20 protein-coding genes and 2 pseudogenes are annotated in these 22657 nt (G+C 54.9%); 4 read left to right on the forward strand and 18 right to left on the reverse strand.

Annotated features, from left to right (window positions below; all coding sequences use genetic code 11):
• Positions 1-77 precede the first annotated feature (77 nt).
• The 3 genes from WCL58_RS19500 to WCL58_RS19510 form a co-directional block, all read right to left on the reverse strand.
• The gene (locus WCL58_RS19500) at positions 78-1481 is read right to left on the reverse strand and encodes a glycoside hydrolase family 1 protein (protein WP_336851496.1); all 1404 of its coding nucleotides are present in this window, start codon (positions 1479-1481) and stop codon (positions 78-80) included.
• A gap of 14 nt (positions 1482-1495) precedes the next feature.
• Positions 1496-3358, reverse strand: coding sequence for a PTS beta-glucoside transporter subunit IIABC (bglF, locus tag WCL58_RS19505; RefSeq protein ID WP_060424259.1), 1863 nt, complete (start codon positions 3356-3358; stop codon positions 1496-1498).
• A 259-nt stretch (positions 3359-3617) separates the two neighbouring features.
• The gene (locus tag WCL58_RS19510; protein WP_336851497.1) at positions 3618-4376 is read right to left on the reverse strand and encodes an SDR family NAD(P)-dependent oxidoreductase; all 759 of its coding nucleotides are present in this window, start codon (positions 4374-4376) and stop codon (positions 3618-3620) included.
• A gap of 114 nt (positions 4377-4490) precedes the next feature.
• Between WCL58_RS19510 and WCL58_RS19515 the strand changes: the two genes are divergently transcribed.
• Together WCL58_RS19515 and WCL58_RS19520 are read left to right on the forward strand one after the other, a co-directional pair.
• A complete protein-coding gene (locus tag WCL58_RS19515; protein WP_102985093.1) occupies positions 4491-5354 on the forward strand; it encodes a LysR family transcriptional regulator in 864 nt (287 codons plus the stop codon).
• Positions 5355-5447: 93 nt separating this feature from the next.
• Positions 5448-6197 (forward strand): NAD-dependent epimerase/dehydratase family protein, encoded by a 750-nt coding sequence (locus WCL58_RS19520; RefSeq protein ID WP_038875909.1) that lies wholly within the window; start codon positions 5448-5450, stop codon positions 6195-6197.
• A gap of 52 nt (positions 6198-6249) precedes the next feature.
• Here WCL58_RS19520 and WCL58_RS19525 read toward each other — a convergent pair whose 3' ends face one another.
• From WCL58_RS19525 to WCL58_RS19565, 9 genes are all read right to left on the reverse strand, one after another.
• The gene (locus tag WCL58_RS19525) at positions 6250-6486 is read right to left on the reverse strand and encodes a DUF4282 domain-containing protein (protein ID WP_019452598.1); all 237 of its coding nucleotides are present in this window, start codon (positions 6484-6486) and stop codon (positions 6250-6252) included.
• Between the two features lie 192 nt (positions 6487-6678).
• Positions 6679-7845, reverse strand: a complete 1167-nt coding sequence (locus WCL58_RS19530; protein WP_039568202.1) for an MFS transporter — start codon at positions 7843-7845, stop codon at positions 6679-6681.
• Positions 7846-8019: 174 nt separating this feature from the next.
• Positions 8020-8763: a nucleotidyltransferase domain-containing protein gene (locus WCL58_RS19535; protein ID WP_336851498.1), complete on the reverse strand. Its 744-nt coding sequence runs from the start codon at positions 8761-8763 to the stop codon at positions 8020-8022.
• A 1-nt stretch (position 8764) separates the two neighbouring features.
• A complete protein-coding gene (locus WCL58_RS19540; RefSeq protein ID WP_336851499.1) occupies positions 8765-9277 on the reverse strand; it encodes an Mpo1 family 2-hydroxy fatty acid dioxygenase in 513 nt (170 codons plus the stop codon).
• A gap of 71 nt (positions 9278-9348) precedes the next feature.
• Positions 9349-9792 (reverse strand): universal stress protein, encoded by a 444-nt coding sequence (locus WCL58_RS19545; RefSeq protein WP_060423462.1) that lies wholly within the window; start codon positions 9790-9792, stop codon positions 9349-9351.
• Positions 9793-9813: 21 nt separating this feature from the next.
• Positions 9814-10587: a siderophore-interacting protein gene (locus tag WCL58_RS19550; RefSeq protein WP_060423466.1), complete on the reverse strand. Its 774-nt coding sequence runs from the start codon at positions 10585-10587 to the stop codon at positions 9814-9816.
• Entirely contained in the window at positions 10568-12013 is a 1446-nt protein-coding gene (locus WCL58_RS19555; protein WP_336851500.1) for an efflux transporter outer membrane subunit, read from the reverse strand. Before WCL58_RS19555 ends, WCL58_RS19550 begins: the two co-directional genes overlap by 20 nt.
• Positions 12010-13053, reverse strand: a complete 1044-nt coding sequence (locus WCL58_RS19560) for an HlyD family secretion protein (RefSeq protein WP_174137400.1) — start codon at positions 13051-13053, stop codon at positions 12010-12012. The genes WCL58_RS19555 and WCL58_RS19560 overlap by 4 nt, the downstream gene beginning before the upstream one ends.
• A gap of 41 nt (positions 13054-13094) precedes the next feature.
• Positions 13095-14630 (reverse strand): MFS transporter, encoded by a 1536-nt coding sequence (locus WCL58_RS19565; RefSeq protein ID WP_336851501.1) that lies wholly within the window; start codon positions 14628-14630, stop codon positions 13095-13097.
• Positions 14631-14770: 140 nt separating this feature from the next.
• Between WCL58_RS19565 and WCL58_RS19570 the strand changes: the two genes are divergently transcribed.
• Together WCL58_RS19570 and WCL58_RS19575 are read left to right on the forward strand one after the other, a co-directional pair.
• Positions 14771-15673, forward strand: coding sequence for a LysR family transcriptional regulator (locus tag WCL58_RS19570; RefSeq protein ID WP_070915673.1), 903 nt, complete (start codon positions 14771-14773; stop codon positions 15671-15673).
• A gap of 246 nt (positions 15674-15919) precedes the next feature.
• Positions 15920-16657, forward strand: coding sequence for a DUF6216 family protein (locus tag WCL58_RS19575; protein ID WP_159318811.1), 738 nt, complete (start codon positions 15920-15922; stop codon positions 16655-16657).
• A gap of 35 nt (positions 16658-16692) precedes the next feature.
• On the opposite strand, the pseudogene WCL58_RS19580 reads toward WCL58_RS19575, so the two are convergent.
• The 6 genes and pseudogenes from WCL58_RS19580 to WCL58_RS19605 all read right to left on the reverse strand — a co-directional run.
• Positions 16693-16938: pseudogene (locus WCL58_RS19580) on the reverse strand (hydroxyacid dehydrogenase); the annotation flags it as partial.
• 393 nt (positions 16939-17331) lie between these two features.
• Positions 17332-18225: a DNA adenine methylase gene (locus WCL58_RS19585; RefSeq protein WP_336851502.1), complete on the reverse strand. Its 894-nt coding sequence runs from the start codon at positions 18223-18225 to the stop codon at positions 17332-17334.
• A gap of 2 nt (positions 18226-18227) precedes the next feature.
• Entirely contained in the window at positions 18228-19712 is a 1485-nt protein-coding gene (locus WCL58_RS19590; RefSeq protein WP_336851503.1) for a hypothetical protein, read from the reverse strand.
• Between the two features lie 676 nt (positions 19713-20388).
• Positions 20389-20469 (reverse strand): annotated as a pseudogene (locus WCL58_RS19595) (TIGR03757 family integrating conjugative element protein); the annotation flags it as partial.
• A 309-nt stretch (positions 20470-20778) separates the two neighbouring features.
• Positions 20779-21111: a hypothetical protein gene (locus WCL58_RS19600; protein WP_336851504.1), complete on the reverse strand. Its 333-nt coding sequence runs from the start codon at positions 21109-21111 to the stop codon at positions 20779-20781.
• A gap of 145 nt (positions 21112-21256) precedes the next feature.
• Entirely contained in the window at positions 21257-22417 is a 1161-nt protein-coding gene (locus WCL58_RS19605) for a glycosyltransferase family 9 protein (RefSeq protein WP_336851505.1), read from the reverse strand.
• Positions 22418-22657 lie beyond the last annotated feature (240 nt).

The raw sequence follows: 22657 nt of genomic DNA on the forward strand, positions 1-22657 counted from the left end.
TGGGAGAGAATTTCCCATCATGAACAGCAGCGAATAACGTTAGGTTAACGCCCGGCGTTTGCCGCCGGGCTTAGAGGCTAGCGCCGGTCTTTCAGGCTGGCGCCGTTGCTGTGGATCACATCGCGATACCAGTAGAAACTCTTCTTGCGGCGGCGATCGAGGCTGCCGTTGCCGGCATCGTCCCTGTCGACGTGAATGAAGCCGTAGCGCTTCGACATTTCCGCCTTCGAGGCGCTGACCAGATCGATCGGCCCCCAGCTGGTGTAGCCCATCACCTCGACGCCGTCGTCGATCGCTTCCGCCACCTGCACCAGATGGTCATTAAGGTAGTTGATGCGGTAGTCGTCGTGGATGCTGCCGTCGGCCTCGACGCGATCTTTGGCGCCCAGCCCGTTCTCGACGATGAACAGCGGCTTCTGATAGCGGTCGTACAGCACGTTGAGCAGGTAGCGCAGCCCGATCGGGTCGATTTGCCACCCCCACTCCGAGCTGGCCAGGTGCGGGTTCGGCACCATATCGAGAATGTTGCCGCGCGCCGTCTCGTACTGCGCCGGGTCGGCGGTGACGCAGCCGCTCATGTAGTAGCTGAACGAGATGAAATCGATGGTTTCGCGCAGCGTTTGCCGATCTTCCTCGGTGATCGCCACCTGAATGCCGTTTTCACGGAAGAAGCGCTGCATATAGGCCGGGTAATAGCCGCGCGCCTGCACGTCGCCGAAGAACAGCCAGTCGCGGTTTTGCCGCTGGGTTTCCAGCAGATCTTCCGGCTTGCAGCTCAGCGGATACAGAATACCACCCAGCAGCATGTTGCCGATTTTGCCCTCCGGCACGATCTCGTGACAGGCCTTCACCGCTCTGGCGCTGGCCACCAGCTGATGGTGGATCGCCTGATAGATGGCGCTCTTGTCGCTCTCCTGCGGCAGGCCGACGCCGGTGAAGGGCGCGTGCAGCGACATGTTGATCTCATTGAAGGTCAGCCAGTGTTTGACCTTGTGCTTGTAGCGTTCGAACACGGTGCGCGCATAGCGCTCGAAGAAATCGATGGTACGCCGATCGCCCCAACCGCCGTAGTGCTTCACCAGGCCGTAAGGCATCTCATAGTGCGACAGCGTGATCAGCGGCTGAATGCCGTACTTCGCCATCTCGTCGAACAGCCGATCGTAAAACGCCAGCCCGGCTTCGTTCGGCATCTCTTCGTCGCCCTGCGGGAAAATGCGCGACCAGGCGATCGAGGTGCGCAGACACTTAAAGCCCATTTCGGCGAACAGCGCGATGTCCTCCGGATAACGGTGATAGAAATCGATCGCCACATCCTTGATGCCGCTGTCGCCCGCCGTGCGCGGCGTAATGGCGCCGAAGATGCCCTGCGGCTGCAGATCGGAGGTCGACAGCCCCTTGCCGTCGGCCTGATATGCGCCTTCTACCTGGTTCGCCGCTACCGCGCCGCCCCACAGAAAATGTTGCGGAAACTTGCCGTTCATCGCTTGCTCCTCAATTAGCGTAATAAAGTCAGCAGCGGCGCCTGTTCCTGCACCGGAGACAGGCCGCTGGTCAACACGTCCACGTAGTCATCGCTGTTGCTGATGATGATCGGCGTGGTGGTGTCATAGCCGGCAGCATGGATCGCCGCCTGGTCGAACTCGATCAGCAGATCGCCCGGGGCAACCCGCTCGCCTTCCCGCACGTGGGCGGTGAAATGCGCCCCGTCCAGCTTCACGGTATCGATACCGACGTGGATGAGAATCTCCGCGCCGTCGTCCGATTCGATGCCGATGGCGTGTTTGGTTTTGAACAGCGACGCCACGCTGCCGCTCACCGGCGCCACCACGCGCCCCTGCTGCGGCGCGATCGCCACCCCTTTCCCCAGCAGGCCGCTGGCGAAGGTCGCGTCGTTCACCTGATCCAGCGGCACGATGTCGCCGGCGATCGGGCTGAGGATGGCCTGCTTGCGGTTAAGCGGCGCGGCGGCTTCAGGCTGCGCCGCGTCTTCCGCCGGTGCGACGCCGAACAGGTAGCTGGCCAGCGCGGCAAACACGAACGACAGCAGGGTGCCACCGATCGCGCCCCATACCGTGGCGTCGATGCCGCCGCCGGGGATGATCTGCGCGAAGGTGAATACGCTCACCAGGCCGAACGAGTAGACCGAGGTATGGAAGTAGCCGATCACCGCACCGCCCAGCGCGCCGCCGATGCAGCCGAAGATGAACGGGCGTTTGTTCGGCAGCGTAACGCCGTACACCGCCGGTTCGGTGATGCCGAAAATCCCGGCGCCGATGGCCGAAGCGGACAGCGCCCGCAGCTTGGCGTCGCGGGTGCGCAGCATCACGCCCAGCGTGGCGCCGACCTGCCCCATTACCGCCGGCAGCAGCAGCGGCACCATGGTGTCGCGCCCCAGCACGCTCAGGTTATTGATCATCAACGGCACCAATCCCCAATGCAGACCGAAGATCACGCACACCTGCCACATCGCCCCCATAAAGGCACCGGCGATGATCGGGTTAAAGGCGTAAATGCTCTGATAGCCGTTGGCCAGCAGGTGGCTGAGCCAGGTCGCCGCCGGGCCGATCAGCAGGAAGGTCAACGGCACGGTGATCGCCAGGCACAGCAGCGGCGTGATGAAATTGCGCAGCGCGCTGTGGATCACCCGGTTAAACAGCGGCTCCAGGCGGCAGGATACCCAGGCCGCGAAAATGATCGGGATCACCGACGAACTGTAGTTGATGAAGGTCAGCGGAATGCCGAAGAAGTATTCGCGCACCGCCCCCGGCTGCTGCGCCGCTTCGAACGCCGCCATCATCAGCGGATGCGTCAACGCGCCGCCGATCGCCATGGTGACGAAGGGGTTGCCGCCAAATTTTTTCCCGGCGGTGTAGCCGAGCATGATCGGGAAGAAGTAGAACAGCGAGTCGCTGGCGGCGAACAGCATTTTGAAGGTGCCGCCGCTCTCCAGCAGCCAGCCGCAGGCCAGGCTCAGCGCCAGGAAGCCTTTCAGGATCCCCGAAGCGGCCATCACCCCGAGCAGCGGGGTAAAAATACCGGACACCAGATCGATAAAGCGGCTGAGCAGGTTGTCTTTTTTGCCGCCCGCGTCGTCGCTCGGCGCGCCCTCGGCCAACCCGCCAACGCGGTTAACCGCGTCGAACACCTCCGCCACGTGGTTGCCCACCACCACCTGGAACTGGCCGCCGCTCTCCACCACCATGATGACGCCGGGGTTTTTCTTCAGCGCTGCCGCGTTGGCGCGAGTGTCGTCACGCAGCTTGAAACGCAGGCGGGTGGCGCAGTGCACCAGGCTTTTCACATTGTCGCGGCCACCGACGCCGGCCAAAATCTCACTGGCTAATGTGTCATATTTCATACGGTTATCCTTAGACTTCGCGTTCTGCCGCTTCCCTCCCCGCACTGGCCTGGCGCTGAGGCGGAATTCGGCGCAAAAAAAAACCTAAACCTCCGGCCTCTGCCCCATCGGGGAACAGAAACGCAAGGTTTAGGTTTTGCCTGCCGTAGCAGTAACAACCCTAAATCGGTTGAGTTATGACGTTAACACCGCAGATTTTGCCGAGGCAAGCCTTTGCGCCGGCAAATTGCCGAACTGTGATCGCGGGGGCAAAACGGCCTCAATGCGCGAAATAATGCATGCCGCCATCTACCGGGATCACCGCGCCGGTGATATATCGCGCGAGCGGGGGGCAAAGAAACGCCGCCAGATAGGCCATGTCTTCCGGTTCGCCGAAGTAGCCGATCGGGATATGTTGCGCAATGAACGCCTGGCGCGCTTCATCGCAAGCGTATAAGCGCTCACGGATCTGTTCACTGTTGATACGTCCGGGTTGCAGCGTATTGACGGTAATCCCCTGAGCAGCCACGTCGCTGGCCAATCCTTTGGCCCACAGATGCAATGCGCCCTTGGCGGCGCTGGCGGCGCTCAGGCTGCGCGGCTCCATCGATCCGCTGATGTTGATCACCCGGCCCCAGCCTTGCGCCTGCATGGCCGGCAACAGCGCCTGAGTCAATCTGCGGGCCGGCGTGAAGTTCAAAGCGAAAGCGTCATCCCAGCTGCGATCGCTGTCGTTCAGCGTCGTGGGGTGAAACGCGCCTACCGCGTTGATCAGGATATCAACTGTCCCCACCTGGCGCAGCGCCTGCGCCGCCAAACGGGCTATCGCCTCAGGGTCGGTCACGTCTGCAACGATCACCTGCGGACGCACCGCCCCTTGCCGTTCCACCTCACCCGCCAAGGCCTGCAGCCGGTCACCGCGTCGTGCGGTGGCCACTACCTTGACCCCTTGAGCGGCCAATACCCTGACCATGCCGGCACCGATCCCTTCACTGGCGCCCGTGACCAATGCCGTGCGTTGCTGCAGTTGCAAATTCATAAGAAACCCTAATTGAATAATTCAATTTAAAAGGAAACGTTCACACATTGAATCACGCCGTTATTCGTGTGAATATTCCCGAAAACCGCATCATTAATGTGCAGGAATTCACCGATGTTTGACTGGCAGGATTTAAAACACTTCGTGGCGCTGGCGCGCACCGGTTCGTTGTCGGCGGCAGCGCGGGAGCTGGGTTGCGATCACGCCACCGTCGGGCGACGCGTAGCGGCACTGGAACAGGCGCTCGGCCTGCGTTTGATCGTACGACTGCCGCGCAGCACGCCCTTGACCCAGGACGGGCAGGCGATTGCCGGGCTGGCGGCGGAGATCGAGGCGCAAAGCCAGGCGATTGCCCGCCATGCGCGCAGCGCCGTCGCAACGCCACAGGCCGGCGTGCGCATCAGTGCGCCGCCGTCGATCGCCGCGCATATTCTCGCGCCGCGCATTGCCGCATTTAACCAGGCTTTTCCACAGATCGTCGTCACGCTGTCGGGTGAATCGGCGCTCGCCGAGCTGGATCGCGGCGAAGCCGACATCGCCGTGCGCATGGTGCGCCCGCAGCAACCGGAACTGCTGACGCAGCGCATCGGCATGATGCGCTACGCGCTGTATGCTACACCGGAGCACGCCGCACTGCCCGACACGGCGCGCCGCTTTCTCGCCTATGACCATCACTACCAACAGCAGCCGCATCAGCAATGGCTGCAACAGCTGTTGCAGGGGCGTCCGGTGGTCTTTCAGGCCAGCGATCTGTTTTCACTGCAACAAGCGGCGCGTTCAGGGCTGGGTGCCGCCGTTTTGCCGACTTTCGTCGCCGATGGCGATCCGGATCTGGTCCCGTTGCCCACGGCCAATGCCGCGCCAACGCGCGAGCTTTGGCTGGTGACGTATCCCGATTTGGCGCGCACCGCTGCCGTGCGCGCGGTGATGAATTTCCTGGTCGAAACGCTCGGCAAAACGTGCCCATTACCGGCATAAAGCATCAGAATGACTAATATAAATACTGGACAAAAGTCACGCGGGGGATTATTACTGGTCAACACTTAATCGAGAGTAGGGATGGCAGTCATCATGGTGTTGCGTACTGATGTAGGACGGATTCTGATCACCGGCGCCGGCGGCCGGGTAGCCACGGCGTTTCGTCAGGCAATGGGCGATCGCTACGCGCTGCGCCTGGCGGAACGCGACATCAGTCTGCTGAACGATCTGCAACCCGGCGACGAAGTCATCAGCTTCAACATCGCCGATCTCGACGCCTGCCGCGCGGCCTGCGCCAATATCGACACCGTGTTGCACCTGGCGGCCGATCCCTCCCCCGACGCCGACTTCTGCGGCTCGTTGATGGACAACAACATTCTCGGCACCTTCAATATCTTCCGCGCGGCGAAAGACGCCGGCTGCCGCCGGGTGGTGTTCGCCAGCAGCGCGCAGGCGGTGGAAGGCTATCCGCTCGACTATCAAATCCGCCCGGACGACGCGCCGAAACCGAAGAACCTGTACGGCGCCAGCAAAGCCTTCGGCGAAGGCATCGCCGCCTACTTCGCCCATCAGGAAGGGCTTTCTGCCCTGTCGGTGCGCATCGCCAACTTCACCTCCCTCAGCCCAGGCGATCGGCTCAGCGCGCGCGACATGAGCGCGTTTCTCAGCCATCGCGACGCCGCCGATCTGCTGGAGCGCTGCATTCGTGTCGAAGGGGTGCAATATGCGGTGGTGCACGGGGTTTCCAATAACCGCTACACGCGTTTATCGCTGGAAGAGACCCGTCGCCTGCTGGGTTACGCCCCGCAGGACGATGCGTTCAGCCTGCTCGGCTTCGAGTAGCCAAGACCGGAGAGGAAAACAACGCCGGGCAATACCCGGCGTTTTGGCATAGTTACGGTTTTTCGGCGATCTTGCGCAGATATTCGTTATTTTTAAACGCAATGATGATCATCTCGAACGCCACGCGCACAAACACGCCGCCGACGATGATGCCGAACAGGCCACGGAAGAACTCGCCGTAGAACATCATGCCGATGCCGCTGATCAACACGCCCAACAGCGCCAGCCAGTAAACGGCGGTGATGATTTTTGGCGTCAGCATCGCGTCGAAGAAGAAGATATTTCTCATGTGGATCTTTCCTTAGGCAGGTCTTTCATTATCCCAGAGGTGCCGTGCAAGCGGCCACCATGTATATACATGGTTAATGATAGCGGCTAAGAGTTGATGCCGAACAGATAAATGGGGGCGGGAGAGGATAAGCGTTTATGTTTTATGCGGCTAACGGCGTGCGGCGGATAAAAAACCGCCGCACGCTGTCACTTAGCCGTTGGCGTAAACGACTTTTGCCGCGGTGCGGCTGGTGAACAACACCAACAGCAGCGCCAACCCGGCGATAATCGCCCCCATCACCGGCACGAAGCTGTAGCCCAGACCGGCGGAGACCACCGCGCCACCGGCGGCGGCGCCCAGCGCGTTGCCCAGGTTGAAAGCGCCGATGTTGACCGAAGACGACAGCCCCGGCGCTTCGCTGGCCACGCGCATCACGCGCATCTGCAGCGGCGGCACCACGGCAAAGGTCGCCGCGCCCCAAATCACCATGCTCACCGCAGCGCCGATGTCACTGCGCGCCAGCAGCGGGATCAGCAGCATGATGGCCACCAACAGCAGCAGGAAGCCCTTCAGCGTCGCGCTCTCGGAACGGTCGGCGAACTTGCCGCCGAGGTAGTTGCCGATCGAGAAACCGACGCCGATCAGCACCAGCATCACCGTCACGAACAGCGGCGTCGCCTCGGTGATGTGCTGCAATACCGGCGAAATGTAGGTATAGAGCGTGAACATCGCGCCCGCCCCCAGCACGGTCGTCAGCAGCGCGGTCAGCACCTGCGGCCGCACCAGCACCGACAGCTCGCGTTTCACGTCAGGGCGCGCGCCGGCGCTGCCTTTCGGCAACGAGAACCACAGCCCCAGCATGGCGATCACGCCCAGCCCGGCCGTCGCCAGGAACGACATGCGCCAGCCGATGGTTTCACCCAGCCAGGTCGCGGCGGGCACCCCGCCGATATTGGCGATGGTCAGCCCCATAAACATGGTCGCCACGGCGCTGGCCTGTTTCTCTTTCGGCACCACGCTGGCGGCCACCACCGATCCGAGGCCAAAGAAGGCGCCGTGGTTCAGGCTGGTGATGATGCGCGACAGCATCAGGGTGGTGTAATCCGGCGCGATGGCCGACAGCACGTTGCCCAGGGTAAAGATCGCCATCAGGAAAATCAGCGCGCTTCTGCGCGCCCGGTGCGACAGCAGCAGCGTCATCAGCGGCGCGCCGACCATCACGCCGACGGCGTAGGCGCTGATCAACATGCCGGCCATCGGAATGGAGACGTCCACCCCTTTGGCGATGGTCGGCAGCAAGCCCATGGGAGAGAATTCGGTGGTGCCGATGCCGAACGCCCCCACCGCCAGCGCTAACAAGGGATAATTCACTTTCATGCAACAACTCCGGTTTACCGCTGCCGAAGCGCGGGAACAGTTAAGATGCCGAAAGTATGACATTGATCACAACAAAGATAAGCAGGCGGGAGGCTAAAAGACTTTTGCAAATTTGTTAAAAGTGCGGCGGGAGGGGGCATCCGTCATCCGGTGTGATCACGCATGGCAGCCGCCCTACCGCTGCCCTTCCATCCACGCAAGAAAATCCATCATCCGGTCGGCAAAGGCAGCGTCGTTCACCTCGCCAACCGCATGAGCCAGCAAGTACGTCATGTCAGCCTGCTGTGCCGGATAGCGCGCCAGCAGCTGTTCGGCATAGTCGGTTAACGTTGTCGGCCAGAATGCGCTGCCCTCGGCGCGCAGCATGTTGGTGGCGCGGATCAGCTTTCTGGCCGCTTCGCGCTTTAAGCGCTTCTCATCCGGCACCGGGCTTGCCTGCAGCAGTAGCTGCTCCCGATAACGCACCAACACGGGCCGTAAATCGGCATTGACCGCCAGCGCGATGCGCCGATCGGGCCGAAACAGCGGAAAAGCGGCGGACACGTCTTCGCCCCACAGGCAGCGGCAGTGATGCTTCAGCCAAAATCCCCAGGAATGGCAATGCTCGGGGTTCAACGCCTCCTCGACGCTGCCGATGTCAAAGTCGACCTTGCTCACGATCCGCTGCTCCAGCTGAAAAGCCTGCCGCCACGCCTCAAGGCGCTGCAACGCCTCGCTATCGGCCGGCTTGATGAGCAACAGCGTGATGTCCAGATCGGACACGCCGGGAATGGCTTCGCCGCGCGCGACGCTGCCGTAGAGGTAAATGCTGTGGATGAGCGTCGGGAATTGGCGCGGTAGCCCTGTCGTCAGCGCCTCCAGCAGCGGGATAAAAGCCTGCTGCAGCGGAAAGGCCGTCACCGTAGGAATCAAGCCCACCTCATGCCCTCCCGCTACGCACTTTGCCCGAGCGCATTTCGATGTTCCGCTGCAGTTCGCGCAGCCCGCCGGCCAGGAAGCAGGCTTCCGCCAGCACGAACAGCGGGCCGATGATAAGGCCCGTCACATCGTCCATAAACGCCGGTTTTCTCCCCTCCCAGAAATGCCCGACAAACTGAAACAGCCAGCCGATAACGAAGCCGCCGATGCCGACGCTCAGCCACGCCGCCGTCGACAGCGACGCCACCCAGGCGCCGAACCCGAGGCACAGCAGCAGCAACGCCAGCATCATGGCGCCAAGGCGCAGGCTCAGCCGCAGGTAATAGAGGGCCGCGACAATAACCACCGCGCAGGCCGGCGAAAACGGCAGCCCTCCCGCGTCCCAAGCCGGCCGGGAGAGCAGCGCCAGCAGGCTGACGACGATCAGCGGGATGCCGATAAAATGCGTGGCAATATTGCGCGCATCGCGGTGATAGGCGGCATAAGCGGCAAGTTGATCTTCCAGACTTCGCATGTTGACCTCCGGTATGTACGGCCTTCGTCGCCGAACGCGCGCCGCCGCATGCGGCTGCCCTTACCCATAGCTTAGCGCGGGATCACCAAGACCGGTTGGCCAATCTCATCCAGCAGGCCGCGCGTGACGGAGGCGTTCAGCCAGCGCCCCAACGAAGACAGGTGGCGGTGCGAGATGATCAGCAAATCGCAGTTGAACAAAGCCATCTGGTCCGGGATCACCTCGATGGGCGCCCCCGCAGCCAGCAGGCCCTGGGCGTTGAAGCCCATCTGTTTCAACGCCCGCGTCACCTGCCCGACCTGCTTTTCCGCCAGCGCCTCTTCGCGCTGGGCGGCGGGATATTCTTCGCGCTCGTCGCTGTCGAAGCGCAGGCCGCTGCGGCTGAGCGTGAAGGCATTGTCTACCACCGTCAGTACGATCACGCCGCCGATGCTGCCTTGCAGACGCGCCATAAAATCCAGCGCGTTGCCGCTGTGTTCAAAGCAGTCCACCGCCAATAACACTCTCTCAATCATAACCATCCTCATTCGCCCGAGTTACATCGCGCCCTTGAAATTAGCTTCGCCCTTTTTCCAATAACCTTTGGCAAACAAGGCGGCGCGGGAGATGCCCATTTCGTTGATAAAACGCGCCTTCAGATACGCGGCGACCTGGTGTTCGCAGGCCAGCCACACCTGCCCTTCCCCGGCCGGCAGTTCGCAGTGGCTGACGGCCTGCACCAGCGGGCTGTTCATCACGCTGTCGAAATGCCGGGTGCGTATTTGCCAGCTGTTCATCTGCAAAAAGGAGCAATCGACATCCTGAATCTCCTGCGCATCGCCCACTTCGGCGAACCACAGCACCGGCAGCGGGGTAGACAGCGAGGCGAGGATAGTGCGCATGGCGGGCAGCGCGGTCTCATCGCCCAGCAACAGTAGCCAGCGAGTTTGCGGCAACAGCCGGAAGCCGCCGGAGCAAGGGCCGGCGAACCCCAGCTTGTCGCCCGGCATCGCGTCGCGCGCCCAGTTCGACGCTGGGCCTTCGCCGTGCAGCACCATATCGATATCGAAGGTGCGGGCGAGTTTGTCGATGCCGCTCAGGGTATAGGCCCGCCCGGCCAGCGTGTCGCGCCACGGGAAGAACACCTTGATCCAACTGGCCGGCTCCTGCGCGCGCGGGTCGGCGATAAACTTATCCACATCGTCGCCGCTCAACGTGATGCGGCGGATCCGGGCGGTGACTTGCCGCACGGCGCTCACCCTGGCCTCGCGTTTACGGCGGGTATCCCTTTCCAGCATCTCGTCGACAATCTTATTCAGCGTGTTGTGCATCAGCCTTCTCCTGTGGCGCCGCAGACGGGTAGGTGTGTTCCCAGCCGCCGCCCAGCGCTCGATAGATATTCACCACGGCGATCGCCGTCTCCTCCTGTGAAACAATTTGCGCGGACTGCAGATCCAGCAGCGCGCGCTGCGTGCTCAGAACGTGGATAAAATCGCTGGCGCCGTTCAGATAGCTGTCGCGCGCCAGCGCAAACGCGTGTCGGTTGGCGGCCAGCGCCTCGGCCAGATGCGTCTGGCGGCGCTGCTGGGCGCGGTAACCGGAAAGCGCGTCGTCGATCTCATGCCAAGCGCGCAGCACCGTTTGCTGGTAGGCGATGGCCATTTCCTGCTGCCGGTATTCGCTCAGGCGCACCCGCTGGGTGATTTTCCCCCCGTCGAACAGCGGCAGATACAGGGCGGGGCCGATGGCGAAGGTATGCGTGGACCAGTTGCCCATATCCGCCAGCGCCAATGCCTGGTAGCCCGCGTTGCCGGTCAGCGTGATGCGCGGATAGTAGTCGGCGGTGGCGACGCCAATCTCGGCGGTCGCCTGATGCAAACGCTCCGCTGCTTCGCGAATATCCGGCCTGCGCAGCGCCAGATCCGACGGCACGCCCATCGGCACCGCGCGCGCCAGCACCGGCAGCGGCCCCGTCGGCGACAACCTCGCTTTCAGCGCGCCCGGCCGCTCGCCCAACAGCAGGCTGATGGCGTTGATCAAGCGTTCCTGTCGATCGAACAGCGTCGGCAGCAGGGCATCTACCTGCGCCAACTGCACCTGCGCCTGATCGATATCCAGTTCGTTGCCTGCGCCGCTTTGATAACGGCTTTGCGTCAGCTGCAGCGTGCGCAGCGCCGTGGCGCGGTTTTCCTGCGCCACCGCCAGCTGCTGCTGCGTGGCGCGCAGACGCAGATAGTCGCTCGCCACCTCCGCCGTCACCGACGTCAGCAGCGCGCGCCGATTCTCCTGCGAAGCGGCGAAGCCGGCGCGCGCGCTTTCCGATGCGCGACGCAGCTTGCCCCACATGTCCAGCTCCCAGGTGGCGCTGAATCCGCCGCGCCAGAAGTTGTAATCCGCCTCTCCGCCGTTGCCGGACGGATCCATGCTGCCCACCGAGGTGGCACGCTGGCGGTGATAGGCGCCGTCCAGGCTCAGATCCGGCATCAGCGCCGCCTCGGTCACGCCCAGCAGTGCGCGGCTTTGCTGCATGCGCGCCGTGGCGAGCTGCAGATCCAGGTTGCCGGCCGCCGCGCGCTGTACCAGCTGCGTCAGCGACGCATCGTTGAATATCGACCACCAGGCCACCGGCAACGCCCCGCCGCCGGCCTGCTCACCCCAGCTCTCGGGCAGCGCGTTCTGCGGCCGAGCGTAGTCCGGCCCTACCGCCCGGCAGCCGCTCAGCGCCATCAACAGCAGCGGGATCACGGCCCTGTTCATTGCACGCCTCCGTCCAGCGTATTGATGCTGACGTCTGCGGACATGCCGACGCGCAGGGCGCTCAGCAAGGTGGCATGCTCTTTATTGATATCGAACACAATCTTCACCGGGATGCGCTGAACGATCTTGGTGAAGTTGCCGGTGGCGTTCTCCGGCGCCACGGCCGCGAAGCTGACGCCGGAAGCCGGCGCAATGCTGTCCACCTGCCCTTTCAGCGTTTGGCCGGGAAAGGTATCGATATGGATGTCTACCGACTGCCCGTGCGCAATTTTTTCCAGCTGGGTTTCCTGGTAGTTGGCGATGATGTACAGCTTGTCCTGCGGCACGATGGCCAGCAGCGCATCGCCCGGTTTGACGAACTCCCCGACCCGCAGGCTTTTCTTGCCGACCACGCCGCCGATCGGCGCGGTGATGCGGGTATAAGACAGGTTCAGTTCAGCCATCGCTTTCTTCGCCTGCGCCAACATCAGCTCGGCATCGCTGTCCGCCAGCTTGGCTTGTAGCACCTGCTCCATGTTTCGCGCCGCTTTGAGCGTCGCCTCCGCCTGCGCCACATTGGCGGAAAGCGTGTGCACCCGCGTTGTCGCCTGCTGCGCCGCCTGCTGCGAACCCGCGCCGCTGCTGGCCATTCTCTGGTAGCGGTTCTGCTCCTGGCGTGCAAACGCCAGCTCCGCCTGCGCCGCCTGCCGCTCCGCCAGCGCGGCGGCGATCAGCGCGCTCTGGCGGGTGAGGTTAGCCCTGGCGTCGTCCTGCCGGGCGCGGGCCGATTGCTCCTGCGCCGTCGCCTGCGCTAGGGCAACGTTGAATTCACGCGGGTCGATCACCGCCAGCAACTCCCCCTGTTTGACCCACTGATTGTCCCTGACCAACACCTGCGCAATTTCACCGGCAATCTGCGGAGAAATACGCGAGATATCGGCGCGAATATAGGCGTCGTTGGTATTCTGCTGTGTCTCTTTAATAAGGAATTTATTGATTAATAATCCCAGCGTAATGACGGTAACCGCCAATACGGCGACGGCGACTTTCTTGTTAGCCATAAAAGTGACTCCACTTAATATTTATTTCTGATGATAAAATGTCAGGCGGCGACCGAACGCGGCGGATAAATACGGGTCGGCATAAATAAAATCAGCACGGTCAGTAATAACGCCAGGCCGGCAACCAACAGATAAAGATCGGCGCTGGCCAGCACGTGGCCCTGCCGAGCGGCAAGCTGCGCCAACTGCTCCGCCGACCCCGATGCGCGGCTGTAGGCCGAGCCAAAACCGTCGGCGATCGTGCCGGCGTGATAGTCCCCGCGCTGTCGGCTGAGCAGCGCGATGGCGCCGCCGGCCGCGGTGGCGGTGAACCCCTTCACCGCGTTGAACCAGGCCGCCGCAAACGGCCCGTCGGTCGGCAACAGCCCACCGGTCGCCTGCATCAGCAGGGGGATGATCGCCATCGGTTGAGCGACCGCCTGCAACAGCGCGATGACGCGAAACGTGTCGCCGTTCCATTCCGGCGTCAGCTGGGCGGCCAGCACGCAGGCGGTGGCCATCAACAGCAGGCTGATCGCCAGCACCCAGCGGCAATCCACCCGCGGCGTATTGCATATCATGGCGACAATCGGCAGCGTAATTAATTGCGGCAACGCCACCCACAGCATTAAGTCGGAGGTTTGTTCCTGGCGATAGCCTTGAATCGCGGATAAATATCCCGACGTGATATTGACCAACGACACCATAATTAACAGCACGCCACCCAGCGTAATTAAGGAGAAGGATAAGTTCCTTTTGCTTAATAGCTGCAAATTGAAAAAAGGCAGCGGGTGATACCATTCGTTAATCAGAAATAATGCCAATAGCCCGATGCCGCCCAACAATAAAACGTAGATCAGCGGCGAGTTCAGCCAGTCGAGGCGTTCCCCCTGTGAGATACCCATCGTCAGCATGCCGAGCGCCATGCCACCGAGCAGCATGCCGCGCCAGTTGAACTGCCGCAGGCGCTCCAGCCGCAGCGGATCCTGCGGCAGACCATAGCCGATGCACACAGCAGCGATCGCCATCAGCGGCAGGTTCCAGTAGAAGTACCCGCTCCAACCCCAGTGAAAGGCGAAGGCGGCGGCGGTGGCGCCCAACGTGGCGCTCCAGGCGGAGACCCAGCCGTAGGCACCCAGCCCCAGCACCTTGATCAGCGGCGGCATAAAACGCAGCACCACCGTCATCAGCATCGGCGGCAACGCGCCGCCGGCGAAGCCCTGCAGGCTGCGCACCGCCAGCAGCACGCCATACTGTTCTCCCAGCCAGGGCGTCAGCAGCCCACCGGCCAGGTAAATGCCGCACATCGTCAACGCCACCCGGCGCAGCGAAAAGGTCGGCCAAAAACAGGGCGTGAACCCGGAACCGATCACAAAGCCGGTGACGTAACAGGTGGTCAGCCAACTGCCGGCATCGAAGCTCAGCAGCATGCCGCCCTGTATATCCGCCAGCGCGAACTTGCTGGCGTTTTCCCCCACGCCGCTGGCCATCACCGCCAAAAACACGCCGAACAGCCCCAGCCAGGTGCGGCCGTTGATTTCGCCGGCGCTGGCGAGCCATCGATTTTTGTGGTGCGGCGTAACAGACACCTCAACCATTCCCCACTCCTGCTGTTTCAGCCTCAATCTTTGTTGTCGTGGGCAGTATCCGGGCTTATTTCGATTGTTTAAAATGAAATGATGTAATTAACTAGTTGCACAAAACGCAATCCATTGAGCGCACCACCACCGGAGAGGCCATGCCGCAAAAAATTGATTTCAACCTGATCTATGCGCTGAATCTGCTGCTGGAAGAAGGCAGCGTGAGCGGCGCCGCCGAGAAGATGAATCTGAGCGCCCCGGCGATGAGCCGCATTCTGGGGCGCATCCGCCGGCAGTTCGACGATCCGATCATGGTCAGGGCCGGCAAGCATCTGGTGCCGACGCCGCGCGCGCTGGAGTTGAAACGCCAGCTCAGCGATATCATCGAACAGGCCGCCGCGCTGATCGCGCCGAGTGAATCCTTCGAGCCCGGCAAGCTGACCCGAACCTTCACCATTCGCGCCAACGACATTTTTATCGGCGCGCTGGCGGGCGGCTTGCTGGAGACGCTGCGGGACATGGCGCCGTTAAGCGGCCTGAAGTTTATCGCCGAAAGCGACGGCGAAGATGACGCGCTGCGCAGCGGCAAGGTGGATCTGGTGATCGGTTCCTCACGCGACTGGCACCCGGAAATTAAGACGCAGAGCCTGTTCACCAGCACCTTTCAGGCGCTGGTGCGCCCTGGTCACCCGATCATCGGCCAGGTAACGCCCGAAACCCTGACCCATTACCCGCATATCAGCGTTTCTCGCCGCGGGCGCACGCAGGGGCCGATCGACGACGCGCTGCGCGATCTTGGCCTGCAGCGCAACGTCGCCCTGACCCTGCCGGGCTTCCATTCGGCGATGATGCTAACCATGAAATCAGACTTTATCCTGCCGCTACCGCGCCACGTGCTGCAGGGAGTAAGCAACATCCACCTGCCGTTGGCTGAGATCGAGCTGCCGCTCGAGCTGGAATCGGTGTTTATCGTGCAGGCCTGGCATCCGCGCCTCGATCGCGACCCGGCGCACCGCTGGCTGCGGCAGACCATAAAGCAGTTCTTTTTGCAAAGGGAGTAAAGGGGTTAGGTATTGGGGACTTATAGCAAATCGCACTTCAGATATATTATGCTGTTACTAAAATAGCCGCTTAGCTAAATTAGGAAGACATTTCGTATAGTAACCACTAATCATTTACCAACTCAATGAATTTCATATCAATAACACCATGTACTTATCATAGACTAGATAGCTGTTAACAACTTGAAAAAATCATAAGAATAATAAAAAATCAACAAAACGTAACAGTCACAATGAGGAAAAAATATGAGTAACGCACTATCTATCACTGAATTATTTACTGACGAAAGTTTCAAGTCAACTATTGAAATATTTGCAAGCATCCTTGGAATATTAGGGAGTATATTCGCGGCAGGAATGATAATACTTAAATATTTAAACAAACCATTAAACGGCGAATCTGAATACTTGAGTAAAGCAGGCATCCCCAATTGGACAATTAGATTGTTCTCCATATCTATTCCTCTAAAAAAAACACCCCAGAATACGTTCATTGATAAAATACTGTCTGGCTTTATTATTTTTTCAGTGACCATTGGGCTTTTATTTGTTTTTCACATGCACATACAAACATTGCGCATTCAAAATGGGTGGACTCTTTTGACGTTAAAAACAACAAATGAAAGCTTCTTTATCACCAACCATTCCGCCAAGGAATCATCTTTGTTTTCCCGTCACCCTTGGTCTATTGACAAAAAACAATGCATTGGAAATAGCAATCAACTAAAAAGAATAAAAAACATCTCTCCAGAGTTGTCATCATTGATTTGCGAAATATTTAATGATGAAAAAAACCAGATTGAACTAAATAAATACATAGATGAAGTAAAAAAAGACAAGATAATTATATACCCAATACTGACCATCATAGAAATCATTCTTTTCTGGTTAATAATCAGTATTTCTCTTACTCTTTCCCTTAAGAGAAAAGTAAGGAACTACATCATCAAACAACAAGAAAGAGCGTATTACTATATCACATAATCGCTTAGATTAAATATTGCGACTTTTCTGGCGCCCCCCTCCTCTTGAACCTGTAAGTAAGACTTACAGGTTGCGTTTTGTTCAAGTTCCGCTTCTTCGTAGATCGCTTTGATGTGTTGCGTAATCGCCTGGGGAGTCACTTGATAAAGATTCGCGATGGTCGCCTGGGGCAACCACAGCGTTTCTTGCTCAAGACGACATTCAACGCGCACTTCGCCATCATCGCTGGCAAACATAACAAACTCACCTGCCGGTGATTGGGTTAAGTGTTTGTCTGCCATGTCGCCTCCGCTTTAATCTGACTTACAACGCTGTAATTCGCTTAGTATGCCAGAGAAGCTCATCGAAGCTCATTACTCGAACAACGGTTATTTTCTCAAAAAAATGTCTGCGAGGTGATTCGCTTGGATAGGATTTTTTTGAATTCAAGAAAGTGTGGGAAACAATAATTTGGCGGAAGATCACAGGAGTCGAGAAAGAAACATAACCCTATGAGTTAAATAAAAAAAACAAAACAAAAATCAGATTATACCCCCAAAGTAACCACCATTTTACTTTTCTTACAAATATAGTCTGGGGGAGTAAAACACTTTACCAATGATTAAAAAACATACTTTTTTTAAATTATTGTGCTGGATTGCAATATTTTTGTCCCCCCAGCATAATCATTAATTTCATCTGAACAGTAAACTACTGTTATTTATTGCTTGATCAATAAACTTTACAGAAGAATTACGAGGTATATTTAGATCATCAGAGAATATAAAAACCTCACTCCCCTTATATACCCGAGACACATTATATTGGAGATCATATAAAAAGTGTCTTCTTTGAGAATAATAATCTAGAATATTTTTCACACCGTCGTATGAAACAACCCATTTAACATTATTGATATTTTGTATGATATTTGCTATGCGCTCATGATCTTCCGGTTTATAAAAGTTCAAATAAAGACCACTGGCCTTTTCAAAGTAAGGAGGATCACAGTACATCAAAGTATCTTTAGGGAGGTTTGGTATTTCATTTGAAAAAAAATCTTCGGCATCATCATTATAAATATGGATATATTGGCCCTTAGTTGCAATCAACTCGATGCGTTCAATCAATGCCTTATGCGGAAATCTTGCATCTATCTTCCAATTTCCTGCCTGTGATAAACCACCAATTACACCACCATTCAACACACCAGAACGGTTTGTTCTATTCAGATAAAACGTTGAAAACCCTAAATTAAACAAATCGTAATCATTAGGATTTCGAACAACTTCGCGATGTTCCTTCCACTCATCAATTGTCATTATCGACTTTGATATAGCTCTACAAAAATCTTCAGTCCTATTAAGAATAGAATGCCAAAAAGCGTAAATATGGATAGAAGAATCGTTAAGATAAACCCTATCTATATTACCATCAATAAGAAGTTGCATAGCAACCCCCGCCCCTCCAGCATATGGTTCAACATAATTACAACCATCTAAAGAATTAGCTTTAATCAATTCTAATATATAAGGAGCTAACTTTTGCTTCCCACCCGGATACCTCAGTGGAGTTCTATAATTTGCCATAATTACTTGTTCATCTGCTCAATAATTGGGAATATACTAGAAAACAGAGCTGGTATATCTGTACTTCTGATAATAAATCTCTGGTTATGTACCAACTGATTCATTGATGTTATTGATAAGATACCATCAGGCCGATTTAACTCAGTAACCGGCCCATGCAACAACTTAACCATTTGTTTATCTTGTTTTTTCTGCGTTAAAAAATCTACAATATCCCTAAGTAAATCACCTAATGGTTTCTCACTCCCATCTTTTTTCCTATAACTAGGGGCATTAGGTTCTGATGCTTTATCTTCGCAAAACGCCTTGGCCGATAGTTCCACCATACTTCTTAATAAGAACACAAAAGCGATAGGGTTACTATCTAGCTTTAACTCGATCATTTCTTTTTTGATGTCTAATAACTTTGCTCTGTTATTCCCATACAATTTCAACCCACGCAAAAGCCTTCTCACTGTTTTTATGTCATGTGTTGACGTTGTAGTAATTCTTTGAGTAGGTTTTACTGTATTAGCCCCAGATGTTGCAGCTTGAGGATTGGTACCATTCGTATTCGTCGGAGTTGGCACTGAAGATGTGTTAACTGGCTGCATACCTGTATTAGCAGGATTAGCAGGATTAGCAGGATTAGCAGGATTAGGTATCGGTAAATTGGCCCCTGTCGTATTGTTAGTAGTGCCAGAACTAGGTGAGCTTATAGGTGGTATTCCATATCGCAAAAGAAAATCAACTGAACCGCGAATCGCGGGGAAATTTAGCTCACCTAATCCAATAGCCAGAAATATATTATCCAACTCTTTTTTGTGGTTTACCTTTGGATATTTAACAGCAAGATCAGATGTTGAAGAGCATCCAACTCTAGAGAAGATCTTTGGCAAAGCCTCATCAAGAACAGAGAGGTTATATTTTCCAGACCATCTAAGCTTTTGCTCAGTTGAATGATTCATCCCGTGAACAAGGTATTTTTCAAGCAATACCAATCCATGCTCAGGTGAGGCATTGCTTTTTTGGTTATGTCGAGCCCTGGCTACTGTTTCCCAATCGTCTCGACCAGCTTTCTGCCCCTTACCATGAGTAAGAGTCACAATTTTGTCGACTAATGCTGAATCTTTACTTTCATAAATTGTACAAGGTATAGATTCATTCACCTGACGCCAACTTTGTGGAATATTTGAGATACGATTTTTTATCGCTTCAGGAATATCGAATAGTTGCGCGTCGACATAGCCATGAATTATCTTGAGAGATGCAATTCGCCGGTTGCCTTCTTTGACAATTTTCTGATGGTTACCTTCATCTATGACTATAATATTTTCTGTAGGGAGATAACCATCATCAATAAGGCTACCCATTAAAGCCCAAAAATATTCTGGACTAATAGTTATCATTGCTTGTATTGCAGCAACCTCATCTTTTTGAGGCACTGTACGATAATTTTGCAAATCTATCGTTAAGTCATTAACTCTAACTTGTTGAGTAATAGGCATAAAATTTCCATATTTTAAAGTTTGTTAGTATGACCAATTCAATCAATAGGCGCTATGGCACACAGATTAACCATCATACTTGTAAAAAACAAGCAAGACCACTATCACCCAATATCGCTGGGAAGCTCAGTAGCTTTAAAAGCAGTTTAAGCAACAGCGCGCAATGCTATCCCCGCCTCGCCTGCCCGCTTCATGCATCGCTTTTCATGCAGATGCATGAGAGGTCGCAGGCCGCGCCGGTACTGGTGCTGCTGGGTCCGAGAAGTGCATTTCCTTACATGCAAAATCATGCACCTTATGCATGCATGCGTTATTTGACACCGGCTAGCTAGGAAAGGCCGCATTTGCGATGGGGCATCGGGGGCTGGGTCAGTCCAGTTGGTAGGAGCTTGGTTGTGGAGCAGGCTCCTGTGTAAGTACGAACCTGTCCATGTACTTTTTGATATTTACGGTTGTTCAGCTATCAGTCGATACTTTTACTGCGTCAGGTTTTATTTAGGGCTTCATGAATCCACTTGCGATTATCATCAAGGGAGCTTAGACGACTGGGCTGTTCCGCCTTCTTGCCCGGGGACAGTTGGCCGGCAATGTAGTGCGCCGCCAATTCCCCGCCGTTAGCACCCAGTCCACCGGCCAATTCTGACTGGTTGTTCAGTTGCGCCATCACCGCGCCCAAATCGGTATACTGTACCGTGCCGGCAAGCACCGATGCCGGCATTAGCAGAGGAAACAACGTCAACAATATGCTGATTTTCATGGTGTGCACTTCTGCGTGGTTAGAATCTACACAGGGTGCTACGACATGGTCAGAAAGGCAGCAAAGAAGTCTTTATTTATTTTTAAATATTTTTCTTCCCCTACGGGGGAAGTCCGTAGGGGCACGCCGATACTTGCCTCTTGATATCTCAGTTGATTATCGCAGGGGACTAGCCCATCGAGTCTGGGACTAGCGTTGCGAAAATGTGAGAAATCACCGCTACATTCTCTTCACCCGATTGCAGCAGCAAGCTCGGGGTTTCAAAACATACATAAAAATAAAGAACTCGGTCAGCAGGTTGGGAGATTTTTAGTCATCGTATTGGAAGCTCATGCTTATTTTTGCTGCTGTTATATCAACGATTATTTCACAAGAAGTCCATGCTGGCTTTCCATTAGTCATATTATTTTTGATATAAAAATTCCTCATCTCAACCAGAAGAAGACGAAGATCATAACTAGCTAATTTATCTGGTACAAACCAGTCTTCGTTATCTTCTTGATCAATATAATCATATTCATATTCACATGACTCACCATCAAGAGGTAATTTTGCGCGGGCAATAATCTTCTTGGCATTTTTAGGTCCCGCATCCACCAATAACTGACCAATTTTACTGTGTAGAGCATCTAGGTTGTTCATTTCACCCCTCCTGGGGTATTACTAGTGTCTTTAATTACAGGGCGACCACCATTTATAGAGTATGTTACGTTAAAACCATTAGGTCGTTTGCAATCTCCAAAGTAAACAGAGTCTATCTTAACATCAGTGTCGAGGTGTCTAAGATTCAAGGATCCACTCTATTTAGATATCCGCACCTCCGTACCTCTTGTAATATAAGTTCGGGAACGTTTGCCACATCAGATATCTTTCTATTATTAACAACAATTTGACTCGCTTCTTTATAACCTGGTGCCCACAAGTCATTGTTGTCAGTTATGTTTTTGTAAATGGAAATTAATGGTTTTTTCCATGCGGCAGAGATATGTACAATCGAAGTGTCTGGAGAAATGACCAAATCAACTTTTCTAATCAGCTCCATGACGTGATGCAGTGAGTTAAATGGATTTATAACAACATTATCGGGAAGATGTACATCCAGTTCCTTCCTATGATCAAGAATAATAAAAACCATATTATCTAACTTTTTGCTAAGTATCTCAATAGTTTGAGATAATTGTTCTTGAGATAAATTCCTTTCTGGACTTCCAGTGAAAGCGTTAATAACGATTTTCACTTTATCTTCCCATGCGCTTAAGTACTCTTGCACTTCAAAAGTAATCTCTGTAGGGATATGCAAGTCATAGGCTTGACGATTTTTAAAGTCAAGATCCATGTTATATGCCACCAAGGAAATGGCTTTTGTCACATGCTCTTTACCATTCTTAAATGAAATGGATTTGCTGTAGTGATTAATGCAACCCCATTTATTAAACCCAAGGACAAACTTTGCATTTATGTCCCGAAAAAGCATCATTCTATGTACAGGGGTATCAAACAAACAAAGATCAACTATCAGATCATAATTATTTTTATTCAACGTTCTTATTGTCGACTCAGCCACGGTGTGGCTAAATCTCTTCAAAAAGACTTCATTGTTACAGTCCCCGGCTTCGTAGACATGCCTGACATAGGGGTTGTATTTCATCGCTACGCTACTTGACTTTGTAAGTAGTAAATCAACTGTATAACCCGACTCATAAAGGGACTTCACTAGTGGCGTTGAAACCACAACATCTCCGATTGTTCCTTCATTGCGAAGGAGCAGCACAGTTTTTATTGCTTTGATATCAAAATTGCTTTTTCTACGTTTATCCCAGATAAGCTTTGCAATATAAATTTTAACATTAAGCTTTACTTCCTTGAAGTAGTAATTTCGTCTCCTATTCCACTCCCTTAACTTTTTGAAACGACCACTTGAAATAGAAATTTCCAAATCCTTACTCACAACTTCCTCCACTTTTCTTATAGGATCGCTCATTAACACATGAGAGAAGTATCCTGTTAACTACCGAATTGTCGATACAGATAGCAATATCGAGTATTTTAACTATGTACCATTTGGTTCTCGTTACCTGGAAAGATTGTCCGAGGCATTGTGGGTCTCAGGGTTATGCAACTGGTTTAAATAGCGGAAAAGCAGATAATGGTTATTGAGTAAATCGCCTTTATCCATGCTACTGGCAGA

Source organism: Serratia sp. TMDUHS_CL (assembly GCF_037137105.1).
Taxonomy (GTDB): Bacteria; Pseudomonadota; Gammaproteobacteria; order Enterobacterales; family Enterobacteriaceae; genus Serratia; species Serratia nevei.